13 protein-coding genes and 1 pseudogene are annotated in these 14,191 nt (G+C 33.0%); 4 read left to right on the top strand and 10 right to left on the bottom strand.

What is annotated here, in order from left to right; genetic code table 11:
• Positions 1-140 precede the first annotated feature (140 nt).
• The gene (locus tag RTP99_RS04995) at positions 141-497 is read left to right on the top strand and encodes a PH domain-containing protein (protein ID WP_000646624.1); all 357 of its coding nucleotides are present in this window, start codon (positions 141-143) and stop codon (positions 495-497) included.
• A gap of 156 nt (positions 498-653) precedes the next feature.
• Here the strand turns inward: RTP99_RS04995 and RTP99_RS04990 are convergent, their stop codons facing one another.
• The gene (locus tag RTP99_RS04990; protein ID WP_001143418.1) at positions 654-1,139 is read right to left on the bottom strand and encodes a DUF2798 domain-containing protein; all 486 of its coding nucleotides are present in this window, start codon (positions 1,137-1,139) and stop codon (positions 654-656) included.
• 203 nt (positions 1,140-1,342) lie between these two features.
• Between RTP99_RS04990 and RTP99_RS04985 the strand changes: the two genes are divergently transcribed.
• Complete coding sequence (locus tag RTP99_RS04985; RefSeq protein ID WP_001005237.1) at positions 1,343-1,933, top strand: DUF2441 domain-containing protein; 591 nt, start codon at positions 1,343-1,345, stop codon at positions 1,931-1,933.
• Positions 1,934-2,019: 86 nt separating this feature from the next.
• On the opposite strand, the gene RTP99_RS04980 is transcribed toward RTP99_RS04985, so the two are convergent.
• The 4 genes and pseudogenes from RTP99_RS04980 to RTP99_RS04965 all read right to left on the bottom strand — a co-directional run bounded on the left by RTP99_RS04980 (position 2,020) and on the right by RTP99_RS04965 (position 4,934).
• The gene (locus tag RTP99_RS04980; protein WP_001184062.1) at positions 2,020-2,886 is read right to left on the bottom strand and encodes an MBL fold metallo-hydrolase; all 867 of its coding nucleotides are present in this window, start codon (positions 2,884-2,886) and stop codon (positions 2,020-2,022) included.
• 72 nt (positions 2,887-2,958) lie between these two features.
• Positions 2,959-3,493, bottom strand: a pseudogene (locus RTP99_RS04975) (DUF6843 domain-containing protein).
• On the bottom strand, positions 3,486-4,115 hold the full coding sequence (locus RTP99_RS04970) for an immunity protein Imm33 domain-containing protein (protein ID WP_000119251.1): 630 nt from the start codon (positions 4,113-4,115) through the stop codon (positions 3,486-3,488). Before RTP99_RS04970 ends, RTP99_RS04975 begins: the two are co-directional and overlap by 8 nt.
• Positions 4,116-4,163: 48 nt before the next feature.
• Positions 4,164-4,934 carry a class I SAM-dependent methyltransferase gene (locus RTP99_RS04965; protein WP_001190950.1) on the bottom strand — a complete coding sequence of 257 codons (771 nt, stop codon included), beginning with the start codon at positions 4,932-4,934 and terminating at the stop codon, positions 4,164-4,166.
• Positions 4,935-5,088: 154 nt separating this feature from the next.
• Here RTP99_RS04965 and RTP99_RS04960 point away from each other — a divergent pair, with 154 nt between their 5' ends.
• Both RTP99_RS04960 and RTP99_RS04955 read left to right on the top strand, forming a co-directional pair.
• Complete coding sequence (locus tag RTP99_RS04960; RefSeq protein WP_000440596.1) at positions 5,089-5,826, top strand: ZIP family metal transporter; 738 nt, start codon at positions 5,089-5,091, stop codon at positions 5,824-5,826.
• 81 nt (positions 5,827-5,907) lie between these two features.
• Positions 5,908-7,608 carry a pyruvate oxidase gene (locus tag RTP99_RS04955; RefSeq protein ID WP_000467237.1) on the top strand — a complete coding sequence of 567 codons (1,701 nt, stop codon included), beginning with the start codon at positions 5,908-5,910 and terminating at the stop codon, positions 7,606-7,608.
• 43 nt (positions 7,609-7,651) lie between these two features.
• On the opposite strand, the gene RTP99_RS04950 is transcribed toward RTP99_RS04955, so the two are convergent.
• The 5 genes from RTP99_RS04950 to RTP99_RS04930 form a co-directional block, all read right to left on the bottom strand.
• Positions 7,652-8,653, bottom strand: a complete 1,002-nt coding sequence (locus tag RTP99_RS04950; protein WP_000267892.1) for an ABC transporter permease subunit — start codon at positions 8,651-8,653, stop codon at positions 7,652-7,654.
• A gap of 1 nt (position 8,654) precedes the next feature.
• A complete protein-coding gene (locus RTP99_RS04945) occupies positions 8,655-9,521 on the bottom strand; it encodes an ABC transporter permease subunit (protein ID WP_000929039.1) in 867 nt (288 codons plus the stop codon).
• Between the two features lie 53 nt (positions 9,522-9,574).
• Entirely contained in the window at positions 9,575-10,837 is a 1,263-nt protein-coding gene (locus RTP99_RS04940; protein ID WP_000661750.1) for an MFS transporter, read from the bottom strand.
• Positions 10,838-11,058: 221 nt separating this feature from the next.
• Positions 11,059-12,090, bottom strand: a complete 1,032-nt coding sequence (locus RTP99_RS04935) for an alpha/beta hydrolase (RefSeq protein WP_000721366.1) — start codon at positions 12,088-12,090, stop codon at positions 11,059-11,061.
• 211 nt (positions 12,091-12,301) lie between these two features.
• Positions 12,302-14,182 (bottom strand): FtsX-like permease family protein, encoded by a 1,881-nt coding sequence (locus RTP99_RS04930; protein WP_000897897.1) that lies wholly within the window; start codon positions 14,180-14,182, stop codon positions 12,302-12,304.
• Positions 14,183-14,191 lie beyond the last annotated feature (9 nt).

Genomic DNA, 14,191 nt, shown 5'->3' with positions numbered 1-14,191 from the left:
CTTACATAAAAATCAGCACTACATATTTCCATTCTAAAGGGATTTTTTGATTATAGGATGTAAAATCAAAAAAGATTAATATATGATAAAATAGATACGAAAACTTTACACTTTACTTTCAACAATAAGGAGGCATGATCATGAAGGCGAATCTAAGAACAATAAAAGAACACTTAAACAGTGAGGAAGATATTCTTTCTACTCTCTACTGCGTAATACATTTTGGTTATATGAGCAGATCTGGTATTTTAGCTGCTACAAATAAAAAATTATTGTTCTGCTCTGATGCCATGTTTGGAAAAGGGCTAAAATGGGAATTCGAATACACTGAAATAGAAGATTTCAGTCATACGGATGGAGTTGTATTAGAGATGTCTGCGATCCCCTTTATCAAAAAAATAACTATGAACCATGGAGACGATTTTATTGTATTTGACAATTTTTCAAGCCCTCAAAACGTACAATCCTTTTTTGATTTGGTTCAATCCAAACAATAATCCTATCAATGCACATATTCTTATATATATTATATTCCTTGGCACGGTATAGCTTATAGAAACGTAAAAAGAAGGTTGCATTTGCAACCCTCTTTTTGCATGCCACAGAGCATATTAATATTATTAAATTTTTATAATCGAATAATAGGAATCATTTCACACTACTTTTACAACTTTATTCTTTAAAACAAACTTTGCAAATAAGAAACGCACAAGTGGCCCCATAATAATTAATTGCAACGGATACGCCATCATAAAGTTTTTAATAAAAATTGAGAAATACATTGAAACGAATGAGTCACCATGTAGTCCATTATGTAAATACATCATAGCCATACCGAAAAATGACATAAAGAACACCATTCCAATTACCATTGCTGTCGCCATTGCAATAATAATATTTATTTTCTTCGATTTATCAAACGGTAACATGAATACAATTTTTTTCGCACAAGGTCCAACGATACACATTTCAATTAATAGTGCAATAATGAATCCGATTAATAGTTCTAATGCGATCTCCTTAATATGAATTGGCCCTCCTGATCCATTCATTAGTAAATTGTAAAACGTCATTACGATAACCATCCCAAGGCACATCATCATACCAAATTGGAGGTTTTCCTTTCTTGTTGTTGGCAAAATTCATCATCCTTTCTCTTTGAGTCTTTGTCATTATATCGATATTGGAAACCCCTTCGTAAGTGAACATTTTGTGAACAAATTTAAAACGCTTTCACATTTTTCCTTTACTTTCATCCCAAATTCTCAATTTTACTTATAAAGGTTTTATATATTTCAATGTTGAACTACTACATTGAAACATTACTACTAGGAGGAGAACCATGAATGAACAAGGATTTTTCGTATATCATATCGTAACAAGGAAGAAAATGAAGATCGGACAGATCATTCAATTTAATAAAAATCAAACAAATACCCTATTCCACTTCTTTTTTGAAAGAGAACATTTAAATTCTAGTGGTAAAGATTCTATGCAAATTTTAAAAGAGCATTATACAAATGAAGAATTACATATAAAGAATGAAAATGCTACAGTAGTTATGAATTACATGGATCAAACAATTAGAGCCATTAGAGAAACGATTGTGGAAATGATTAGACTGCAAGAATATCCTAATTATCCGTCAAGATTGTCTTGTTTATATGCTGCTAAAAGCTATGAAGATGCTTTGAAATGGAAAGCGTTATTTGATTCTTACAATCGAGAAGTTTTGCAGATTGTTAAACTACGAGTAATCGGAAATTCTTTTGAAGGTGACGGGAATCTTTTACCGAAAGAAGATGCTATTCCTTTTTCTCAAAAAATGGAACAAGCTAGAGAATATTGGAAAGGAAATGTGAATAACGAACTCCCTGAGCTACTCATTAATGGCGAAATTGAAGTAGTCGAGATTATTGATGACTTTTCATAACTTCAAATTTAATTTCAAAAAGAGTATTGCACTTACTCTCAATACTCTTTTTGTATAATTTAATGCTATTTGATTAGATTTGTATTTTACAGATTATTCATTTCATAACCATTTACAAAAAACGTTATTGTTTCTAATTCATCTTCATTTAATTCTCTATCTATGTCTCGTTTATACGCTTCCTTTATCTTCCCTTCATCGCCTTTATGTATTTCAGTATAAGTTCCTACTGTTTTTAGTAAACGCATTTCTTGTAAAAACTCATCCCGATTTATAGCTGTCCCATGAGAAAGGATATAGGTTTCAGCATCAAATTTTTCTAATTCATCTATTAATGCAAACGTTCTTTTCGTCGTATAGTTCCACTTTGAAGAAAAGATATCTACATATATACAGTCTCCTAAAAATAATATCTTTTCTTCTTTCACGTAAATAACAACTGAATCATGTGCATGATCTCCGCCCACATGTTTTAACACACATGTCACTCCACCAAGGTCTAATTCAATTTGATCCTGGAACGTTAAGGTTGGAAGAATAATTTTAATATTTCTCGCTTTTTCTTCAAACTCTTTTTTTATGCAATCCGCACAAAATGCAATTTCAGTACCCTCTTTCACGCGTGCATCCAACGCTTCATCTGTCCATTCATAAGATACTATTGACTGCATTTCTTTTTTCGTTTCAGCGTGCGAAATAGTTAATGCATTCTGTAATACAGATAATCCAAAAATATGATCCCAATGCCAATGCGTTAGTGCTACAAAATCAGGATTCGATACATTTTTTTCTTTTAACATTTCTAAAAATAATTGTGCATGTTCCTCTGAATTCCCTCCATCGATCATTAACGTTTTTTCTTTTCCAACGACCATTCCTAATATAGGTCTATCTGTTTCAGAAACTGGTGTCATATACCAAAATGAGTTTCCTATTTTTTCAATTTGTTGCATTACAAAACCCTCCATTTACTACTACTCTCTTCAATTTCCACCACTTTAAATTTCTGCAATCTAACATAATAACTATTTCACTTTATTCATATACTGTTCTTGTACATGCTGCATTAAATCTCTCATCTTCTTTTCAGCAGGATGTTCTTGATTCTCTGGTACCTCTCTGCCATTTGCTGAAAATTTTTGAGAACATGCTGTACGAGTTACTTCTAAGTTTGCAACTGGAAATTCCCACGAATTTTCGCTTCTACTTCCAGTTGAAGCAAAGTGTATACAGCTCGAATCAATTTTTGTACGCTGACCTTCTTTATTTACTGTGTAATATAAATCGTTTACCGTGCCATATTTCATATTTTTTGTAGATGTCAAAGCAGTCCCGTCGGCTGCAAAAGTGACAATACTAAACTCCTCTTCCTTCGGTAACAACTTAGCACCAGGTACGTTGTACACAACAATCAAATCCCCTTCGTACTCTTCAGGAATTAAGTATATAGTATCCTGTAGTTTCTTTACCAAAACTAATACATCCGCTTAATAAAAACATAAATACGATTCCGAAACAAAATATACTTTTCTTTAAAACATAGTAAATTTTTCTATCCATTTAAATATGCATCCCAATCGTAGTCTTCAATTTTATAGAATCTACCTTCATCATTTCTTTCATATGCACATAATGGTGGTTCCTCAAGAAATTTCAAAATAGTATCATCTATATTCAATATGACTCCAATTGAAATAATTTGAAAGTTTTTAGGATCATTCACATAGTCATCACTTTCATAGCCACTTAAAATTGACCAACCAGAGTCGCCTTCTTCTCTCGAATCCTCCTTAAGCATAAAGTTAAATTCTCTTCTTTCAAGTACATCATTACTAACAATTACCTTCGTATCAAAATAAAAATCCCAATCTTTTGAAGATGGGTCGTTATATTCCGTATCACATATATTTTCAATTCCAAATGAAATTTTATCACCTATTTTTAAATCTAAGCGATATGGTTCATTGCTCAGTTCCCCTACAAACTTCTTCTCATTTCTTTCAATGATTTCAACCCACATTCTTTCACCATTAAATCCATCTTCTTCCTCATTTTTAGATACAAAAATTAGCTTTACCAAATCTCCAATCTTTAATTTCTCCAACACTTCTGAGCTAGGAAGATAGAATGTATAGGGCGCTTCTTTATTTATTTCATAAACATTATCTAAGTACCAAGACATCTTTTTCTCTCCTTAAAGGCTTTTTACACTCATACTTTTAAAATAATACTATTTTTTCTTCCGGCAAACTACTACCATAGAATAGCAATCTCCCCCTAACTCATTGCCTTCCCAATCATTATATATATGTAATAATTCAAAACCATTCGCTACTAATAATCTTTCTAACTCCTGCGGGTATGTATAGCGAAGATCTATCGTTGTTTTCAGTTCTTCTACTAGTACATCGTCCTCATAAAACCTTCTTGTTGTTATGTAATGCTGTATTTGCTGAATTGAATCGTATATCATTTCAGTATATAAATCACATTTTCTTCCCTTTTCATCACTAATAGTTGTCCAATATTCTTCTGCAGATGGCTGTATTAATTCTTCTTTTGAAGGGAAACGTGTATCGAATATGAATATACCATTCTCAGCTAACACATGATGAATAGATGTTAATAATTGATTTTGATGAATATTTGTAAGGAAATGCTGGAATCCATGCCCCACCATAAATGCTAGCGAAATGGTATCTTCAATGTTCAATTGTAAGCAGTCTTGTTGTAACCATTTTACCTTCTTACAATCCATAGTTTTTCTCTTCGCTTCAGCAAGCATTCCTTTATGTATATCTACACCGATCATTTGATATCCGTTTTCTATAAATGGAATTGTAATTCTTCCTGTTCCACAAGCAATATCTAGAATCCATTCATTTTGTATATGTAGTTTTTGTGCCCATGATAGTAAGAACGGAAAATCTGACAAACTTTTATTTTCAATATCATATCGTTTTGGATTTTCGTATTCAGATAAACTCCATTTTGATTGCAAAATTCTTCCTCATTTCATATTTACACTTAAATTTAATATATAAATTATAACGAATTATTAGTTTTTTCTCTATAATCAAACATAATTACTTGGACTAATCTAACTTTCCTTTTCGTAAGCTAAAAATAAGGTGGAAGAATCGGAGTGTGATACGATGGAACGATTATGGATTCCTATGATAGTTACATTTTTTTCATTTGGTGGCTTATTATTAGGCGGTGCTGTTGGCATTGCTACGCGCCAGCTAATTGAAGAAAAAATGCATCGCTTATATGCATTATGTGGTGGAATTTTGCTTGGTCTTTTATCCCTTGAAATTATTCCTGAAACATTTGCAAGCTATGAAATAATTGGGCCTATACTTGGTATAGCTATTGGTATTTTAGTTATGAGCTTATTAGATAACTATTGTCACCATCCAACCATACATAAAAAAAATCAACAAGCATGGCAAACTTTCCTTTTTCTTTCTTTTGCTATATTTATTCATAATTTGCCGAGTGGCTTTGCTTTAGGTACTGCTTTTATTAATCATGCTGACTCTGCCATACCTTTTTTAATAGCGATCGTCGTTCACCATATTCCTGAAGGCTTAGCATTAATCATCCCCTTTCTCTTTACAAAACATAAATATATTTCATTTTTATTAACAACTTTATTACTTTCTCTTATTCTCGGTACCGGTACGGTTTTTGGTATCTTAATGGAAGGAAAAGCGCTTCATTTACAAGGACTCATTATGGGGAGTGCTATCGGTTCCCTTGGCTATGTTACAATTCATGAAATGCTTTGGAAGGCAAAGAAACAGCTTTCTTTCCTTACATTTTTAATGTGGGCAACTAGTGGATTTTTATTAATAACAGTATTTACACTATTTACTGGCCATCATTAAAGTTAAAAATATAATCATTTGTATATTTTTCCTGTTTCTCCAAAACATAATGTTATCTACCTACTATAAGGAGGAACAATTATGTTTGGGAAAACGGCCGGTGAAGCACTAGTTGATTTGTTAATTGACTGGGGAGTAGAACACATATACGGAATGCCTGGAGATTCTATCAACTCTATTATTGAAGCTTTAAGAAAAAAACAAGATAAAATCAAATTTATTCAAGTTCGCCACGAAGAGGCTGGCGCATTAGCAGCTGCTGCTTATGCGAAATTAACAGGGAAACTTGGTGTTTGTATGGCAATTGCAGGACCTGGAGCTATTCATTTATTAAATGGTTTATATGATGCGAAACTCGATAAGGCTCCTGTGCTAGCAATTTCAGGTCAAGTAGAAACTGATTTACTCGGAACGGATTTTTTCCAAGAAGTAAACTTGGAAAGAATGTTCGATGATGTCGCGGTTTATAATCAGCGCATTATGTCAGCAGAACAACTACCAGCTGTCGTGAATCAAGCAATTCGAATGGCTTATACGAAAAAAGGTGTATCTGTTCTTACGATTCCAGATGATGTTCCAAAATTTGAAGTAAAAAATGGTGCTCGTGTTACAAACACTTCTTTTACTTTACCTGAATTATTTCCGCAAAAAGAAGATTTAGATGCAGCGAAACTCGCAATAAATGAAGCGAAAAAGCCTGTGATTTTAGCTGGAAAAGGTACGAAACATGCGAGAGAATCTTTACTTGCATTGGCAGAACATATTGGTGCTCCAATCGTACTTACATTGCCAGCTAAAGGAATTATTCCTGATGAACACCCTCTTTGTATTGGTGGATTAGGATTAATTGGCACGAAACCTTCTTATGAAGCAATGAAACATGCAGATACTTTAATTATGGTTGGTACTTCCTATCCGTTCACTGGTTTCTTACCTGAAAAAGCAAAAACACTCCATATCGATACCGATCCGGCCCAAATCGGAAAACGGTATGTAACAGATATCGGCTTAGCTGGTGATGCTGATAAAACATTAAAATGGTTACTTGAAAATGTAGAAAAACATGAGGACCATTCCTTCTTAGAGCATCATCAAGAAATGATGAAAAAGTGGGAAGAAAAATTACACAATCAAGAAGACGATTCTTCTACTCCTATTAAGCCACAACGCGTTATGCATGCACTGCAACACGTAGCTCAAGATGACGCAATATTATCAGTCGATGTCGGAAATGTAACAGTATGGACAGCAAGGCACTTCCGTATGACAAATCAACAATTTATCATTTCTAGCTGGCTTGCAACTCTTGGCTGCGGTTTACCTGGTGCACTCGCTGGAAAAATTGCTTTCCCGGATAAACAAGTATTTGCGGTTTGTGGAGACGGTGGTTTTGGAATGACAATGAACGATTTCGTAACAGCTGTTAAATATAAACTACCAATCGTTGTCGTCGTTTTAAACAATAATAAAATCGCCATGATCAAATTCGAACAAGAAGTTATGGGGAATATCGAATTTGGTACAGACTTAACAAACCCTGATTTTGCAAAATACGCGGAGGCGTGCGGAGGTATTGGATACCGCGTTGAAAATTTAGATGAACTACTTCCTGCTTTCGAAAGTGCGGTAAAACAAAGTAGACCATGTATTATCGATGTAGTTGTAGATGCTAATGAAGCACCAATGCCAGCAAAAATCACATTTGGTCAAGCAGCTGGTTATACGAAGCATATGATAAAAGAATTATTTGAAGAAGGTAAGATTGATTTACCTCCACTATAAACAAAAAAGATAGCTGAAAACGATTTGTCTTCAGCTATCTTTTTTATTTTTGTATATCTCTATAGAAAGAAAAATCATTCACAGTAGATTGTACTTGTTTCTCTTCCTTTACTTCTTTATCCTTACTCCTAGGCATTCTTACATTTCCTAGTTTAATCGCATCTTGCATACTATTACTAACTAGATTTCCTGCGAGAATTGTCATACTGTAAAAAGCAATCGGTATAAGTACAATCCATGTATGAGTAGTTAAGTGACGGAAATTTTGACCAATTAGACCTGTCCATTCCTTTGTTACACTATCTGCATCTAATCCAAATAATATCGTTCCACCAAAAAACAACTTAAGTAATCCAAGATGTAAAAGAAGTAATAGTACACTTACAAATTGTTGAGCTACTAATAAAAGAAATGATGGTAACATATGCGGCCATATATGGCGCTTCAACCTCTGCCACTTACTCCCGCCGAGCACAGTAGCTGCCAACATAAATTCTTCTTTCTTAATACGTTTTACTTCTTGCGCTACATACAACATCACTGTTGGTACAGCAAGACATACAAGAACTATAATTTGAAATGCTACCCGCAAATACAACGGCACAACTTCTGCTCCACTATCAAACGTTAATACTTCATTTAACATAAAATAAGAAATCATAACCATCGGTACAATACTAAAAGGATCAAAAAAGGATGAAATAACTGGAAAAGAACGTTTACCATACATACCAAGAAGTAAACCAATTCCCCCTCCAACTATAACTCGTAAAATCGCTATAATTATACTCGCTCCAACTGTCCATTTTGCACCTTCTATTATTAATTGAACAAGGTCACGACCTTTCACATCACTTCCAAACCAAAATTTACTTGATGGTGCAAATGGAGCTGCTTCTAATTCTCCTTTTTCGTTATACATCATCGTAAGTTCGCGAATATTCCCATCAAAAAACAACGTATATCCAATACTAACAATCATTAGCACACTCAAAAAAGTAGTACCTATCCAAAATCTCACATCTCTTTTTACAACTTGCCACATATTACACACGCTCCTTTATAACATTTTGTAAGAACGTATGTAATAAACGAAATAGTATAAAAAGCGGTACGTATAATATTACTAGACTCACCGTAAATATTTCTAATTTCGAATTTTCTTTTACAAAAACAAACATACCATATGTATTGAAAATCCATTCGATAATATATAAATTGGAAAGCATAAATAAAATATTTGTTTTCGCGTAATAAATTGTCGTTAATAAAACATTTCTTGAAATATGATGTGTCAAAATATACCGTAAGCTTAGCCCTTTACTCTTAGCAAACAAACTATAATCTTTCTCTAATTCTTCTTTAAACCGTAATAACAACAGTTTAATAAACAATAATGTTGTTGGTATTGTAAGACATATAATTGGTAACAAACGTATCCTTTCTTCCCCTAATCCAGCCAGTTTGATCGGCATAAATCCTGTTTTTTGAAACATAATTACGACAAGAAGTTGCGATAATAAAATAAGTAATATATCTGGTATACTCTCAAGCGTAAGAAAAATCCCGTTCCACATTTTCTGTTTCATATGAGAACGCTGTAATACCCAAACAACAAGTATATACGCTATAAGCAAAGATAGTAAAAAAGCTGATAGAAATACAATCATCGTTTCAATATAATGAATCCATATTTGCGGAAATAATTTTCTTGAATCCCGAAATCCATATGTAATTTCACCCGGTTGAAGTAACTTCCCTCCAAGAAATACAATCGTGTTCCAAAAACCGATTAAATCAATTTGTAATCCCTTAAATAAACGCGGTAGCGCTCCTAGGCAGATTATACATAAAATTGCAGCTACTAGTTGTAAACAAGTAATCCCACACCACTTAACCATTCTCATCAACATAACGATTTCCCCTTACCGTTCGATAGAATATTCAGAAACAAAAACTAAATATATCACATCTCTTCAGCTACAGCATGTACTCGCTTTTGCCCACTAGGTAGAATAGCTTGATATAAACATGTAACAAATAATAATAAACCAAATAAAATAATATACAATGTATCTGCACGAATCCATTTTGGGAATAACATTGCTATCGCACCGAGAGATAAAAGCTGGAATCCTGTCGTTAATGGACTAAGTAAGCTTTGTACACGCCCCATGAATGACTCTTCTACAATTTCATACATCCAGCCCATGATTGCAACATTAATAAACGGTAAAAAGAATGTCGCAAAAGCGATACATACGTAAAAAGACCATACGTGGTTTACAAAGTAACACATACCGAAAAAGATCCCTGAGCCCGCCATACCAAATACAATAATAGGTTTGGGTGCATATTTCTTACCTACACTTGTTGCTACTATACTTCCAATTAGTAATGAAATCCCTCCAACTGCACCGCCCACCATCGCTAAACTTTCATACGTTGCTGGTGCTAATTTATATTTTAATATGTAAGTTGTGGATACGCTTAAAATACCATTTAATAGTCCAAACACGATAAATCCTAAAAGTAATTTTTTTAAAGTTTCATTTCGATATATATACTTGATCCCTCCTTGAAACTCTGTTATTAACATCTTCAAATTAACTTCTTTCCATTTTGTTATACCGTTTGGTAAACGAACTTTTTCTGGAATGGAGATCGTTTGAATTAAAATACCACTCATAATAAAAGTGAGCGTATTTACTAAAATGCTCCCGTAAATTCCAAAAGTCCAGTACACCATCGTTGCAATTCCTACACCAAACAAAGCATACAAACTATTTACCATTTGATTCACACCTGCTGCTGCACCGTATTGGTCTGATTCAACTACACCCTGTATCATCGACTGTTCTGATGGAGAGAAAAATTGTATACATGCATTTTCCAAAAATAAAAATATGAAGACAAGTATAATCATCCCGTAATAAAGCGAAATTAGAATTCCAATATTACAGAACGAACAGCATATGTTACTTACCGTACAAATACGCTGTCTATCAAAACGATCCACTACTGTCCCTACTAATAAAAAAAAGATTAATGCAGGTAATGCCATCATAATTTGTGTCATCGTTGCGTAAACTGGTTGTTTTCCATATTGATCTAGCAAATAAAACATTAAAGAAACTCCAGCAATCATAGAACCGAGTCGCTCTAAAATATTCGCTAGAAAAAAACGTGCATACACTTTGTTGCGAAATAACTGTAACATTTCTTTCATACTTCGTATCCTTTCTCTCGACAAAATAGTATTATTTTAGTCATTTCTCAGAAGTTATATTATATTTTTCGACTATTATCCAATCTTTTCCTTCTATATAGAGAACATTATAAAAAAGACTCTTGTTTTTTTATAGAAGAGTCTTTTTTATTTAACTTCGCTTTTTTTAATGATATATCTCGCTAACTTTTTTAATTCTCTATAGTTCGGATACACTTTATTTATTTTACAAATGTATCGGACATCCACTCATAAAACTTTTCCTTCTCTTCAAATTGCGGATAATGCGCGGATTTTTCAAAAGTAATAAATTCTTTTTTCTCTGCTTCAATTGTATTAAAATATGTTTTTGCTGCATGAGATGAAGTGTTATAGTCATATTTCCCCATAAGGAAATAAAACGGTAGCTTCAGTTTCGTCACCTTAGTAGGCAATGGATTCTTTAAATCCTTTTCTAATAAGATTGTTTGAGATTTTGATAATCCAACGTTATAACGAATTACGTCAAACAAGTTATATTCATTACTGAGTAACATTCCGATGTTATCACCATCTGGGTTTTCAATGAGTCTTGATGTTCCACCATATTTCGCAACATAATTTCGCGGAGTGTATGTATCGCCATTTTTAATTTTTTCAGTCAATCCATTAAAATAGGAAACTTCATCTGTATTCCCAGCATTTTGTGCCTGTTCAATTACATAGTTTAAACTATCCATTTCACTTTCTACTGTATCACTCATCTGCCCTATCCCAACATACACTTCGTATTTTTCAGGTGCTTTATTAGCAGCTTGCATTCCGATATATGTACCGTAAGAATGACCAATTAATATTACCTTTTCTTTTCCCATACGTTTTGAAATATACTCTGTCATAGCTAATAAATCCTCTACAAGAAGATCTGATGTAAGATTTGAATAGTCCTCAAAGAAATGATACGATTTCCCGCTTCCTCTTTGATCATAATTAACTACGGTGAATTTCTCTTCCAATAATTTTTGATACTTTTGAGCATATGGTATTTCTGAAGTACCTGGTCCACCATGTACAAAAATAATTACCGGATTGTTCTTATCTTTGCCGCGTATCATAATTTCATGACCACTTCCATTTATCTCTACTTGCTCTAATGTACTTATACTATTTTCCCTATTTATTTGCGAGGTCCATGTAGGAAATACTAGCGCTACCATTAGTGTTAGTGTAGTTATGACTCCAATAAATGTTATTAATTTTTTTATCTTCTTCATAAGACGCATCCTTTCTTATAAATTTGTAAAAATAACAATTTAATTCTATAAAACTACATTATTAATATCCTATACACTTCTTAACATTCCGCTATATAAACTCTTAATATCTTCTTAATTTTCAATACATTAATCGTAGAAAAACTTGATCACTGGTATTACAAATATAGAAAAAAAGCCCTTGTTTTCAAACAAGGACTCTTTTCATAAACTACTTAGCTACCTCTTCTTTCGGCATTACCATACCTTTATAAAGTTGAACAGTTATCCAGTAATAGATGAAATAAATGACTAAGAAAATCCCAATTGGCACCCACACTTTTACAAACGGGTCAACTAATATGAAGCTAAATAAGTTTAGCCCTACTAACACGTGGGAAATTCCAATAACCGCTGGGAAGATAAATAAATATGAAATTTCTTTATATATACTTTTTGTTAACATACTACGTCTCACACCAATTTTTCGTAACATTTCATAACGTCGTACGTCACGAGAAGCACCTGTTAATATTTTGAACATAAGGGAACTTGCCATCATTGCTAAAAATGCAATTCCGAGGAAAAATCCCATAAACATTGTTCCGCTCATGAAGCTGTTCATAAATTGATAAATTGTCATTTTCGTAAATAAGTCTACTTTTGCACCTGTTGCTTTTTCAATTTGTTCTTTTTGTCTCTTATCTATATCAATCAACAACGGTTTATATTTTTTCATATCGTCTACTTTTGCTAATGTTACAGTGTGTTCTGTTCCTTGAATTCCTTTATAATGTGCTTCATCTGCAATTCTTACAGGTTTTCCGTTAAATTGATTATGTGTAATTTGTATTTCTCTTACAATTGCATCTTCCCAATCTCTCGGCATACGAGGAAATTTTGCTAATTCAGGAGACTCTAAAGCAGAATATACTGGTTCAGTTAAAGGTTCAGTCACACGTTTACGAACAGGCTCTTTTAAGGTTTTTGTATCAAAGTGGTCTGAAACAAGTGGCGGTTTCGCAGTTAAATCGTTACGTAAGTAATAAACCGCTTCTCCATCAACTTTATACTTGTACTGGCTTTCTTCAACAATTTCCATTTCTTTTAATGCAGCTGTATCTTGTTCATTTGGATCATGAATTACGACATCATATACACGTGAGAAGTCTGTCATAATACCTACATTTTTTTGGAATGCCATACCTGCAGTCATCGCACCTGCGCCCAATGCAATTAACATTGCTACAGTACCTAGTACTCTCGATAAGCTATTCACTCGGAAACGTAGCTGTGCATATGTAAAACTATTTAAGCCCGTTTCATTTCGTTTTTTATTCCCTTTAATTTTCATCACAAAAAATGGGAGCAATGAACTAAAGATAAAATATGTTCCAAGTGTTGTAACGATTGTTGCTATTATAAAACCGAGTTCAGCAAACGTTTTTATATTTATCATAAAATAGTATCCTGTACTTACTAATAATACACCAAGTACAGTCATTATAATAATGCGAGTTTTACTTTTCTTCACTTCATCTAGTGTTTCATCTTCACGTATTAATTCTAGTTCTGTTTTTCGTAATAAACGGATACTATTCATTAAACCAGTAATAAAAAATAGTATTACGAAGAAAATAGCTGTAACTAAGATTGCTGGTGTATATACAGATGAATAACTACCTTTTGCTGAAATTTCCATACCATTCATTAAAAAATTTCCTGCTACACTTGCAAGTAACATCCCTACTAAAATTCCTATAATAATACTAACAATACCCATACCGAATGTTTCAATAAATAATAACTGTGCTACTTTTTTCTTTTTCGCTCCGAGCATCATGTACATACCGAGTTCTTTTCTTCTTAATGTGAGTAAGAAAGAATTGGCATATATAATATAAAATACAGTAATGAAAGATAATAGTATGGCACCTACCCAAAATACGAGTCTAATACTACTAATGAGACTATTATCTTTCGTAAATTCACTATTCATCGCCATCGTTTGGAACATGTAGAAAATACTAATGCTAATAACGAGACCGATAAGTAAAACCATATAATCTTTTAACATTTTTTTCATACTATGACGTGATAATTTGAATAACATAGTCTCACC

It is taken from the genome of Bacillus sp. (in: firmicutes) (assembly GCF_031983925.1).
In the GTDB taxonomy this organism is placed as follows: domain Bacteria; phylum Bacillota; class Bacilli; order Bacillales; family Bacillaceae_G; genus Bacillus_A; species Bacillus_A pacificus.
This window is presented reverse-complemented; position numbering and strand designations above follow the sequence as displayed.

Coding starts and splice junctions, on each gene's coding strand:
- RTP99_RS04940 (WP_000661750.1), bottom strand. CDS start 10,837: ATGAAAGAAATGTTACAGTTATTTCGCAACAAAGTGTATGCACGTTTT.
- RTP99_RS04950 (WP_000267892.1), bottom strand. CDS start 8,653: ATGTGGCAAGTTGTAAAAAGAGATGTGAGATTTTGGATAGGTACTACT.
- RTP99_RS04955 (WP_000467237.1), top strand. CDS start 5,908: ATGTTTGGGAAAACGGCCGGTGAAGCACTAGTTGATTTGTTAATTGAC.
- RTP99_RS04980 (WP_001184062.1), bottom strand. CDS start 2,886: ATGCAACAAATTGAAAAAATAGGAAACTCATTTTGGTATATGACACCA.
- RTP99_RS04960 (WP_000440596.1), top strand. CDS start 5,089: ATGGAACGATTATGGATTCCTATGATAGTTACATTTTTTTCATTTGGT.
- RTP99_RS04995 (WP_000646624.1), top strand. CDS start 141: ATGAAGGCGAATCTAAGAACAATAAAAGAACACTTAAACAGTGAGGAA.
- RTP99_RS04945 (WP_000929039.1), bottom strand. CDS start 9,521: ATGTTGATGAGAATGGTTAAGTGGTGTGGGATTACTTGTTTACAACTA.
- RTP99_RS04935 (WP_000721366.1), bottom strand. CDS start 12,090: ATGAAGAAGATAAAAAAATTAATAACATTTATTGGAGTCATAACTACA.
- RTP99_RS04930 (WP_000897897.1), bottom strand. CDS start 14,182: ATGTTATTCAAATTATCACGTCATAGTATGAAAAAAATGTTAAAAGAT.
- RTP99_RS04970 (WP_000119251.1), bottom strand. CDS start 4,115: ATGTCTTGGTACTTAGATAATGTTTATGAAATAAATAAAGAAGCGCCC.
- RTP99_RS04985 (WP_001005237.1), top strand. CDS start 1,343: ATGAATGAACAAGGATTTTTCGTATATCATATCGTAACAAGGAAGAAA.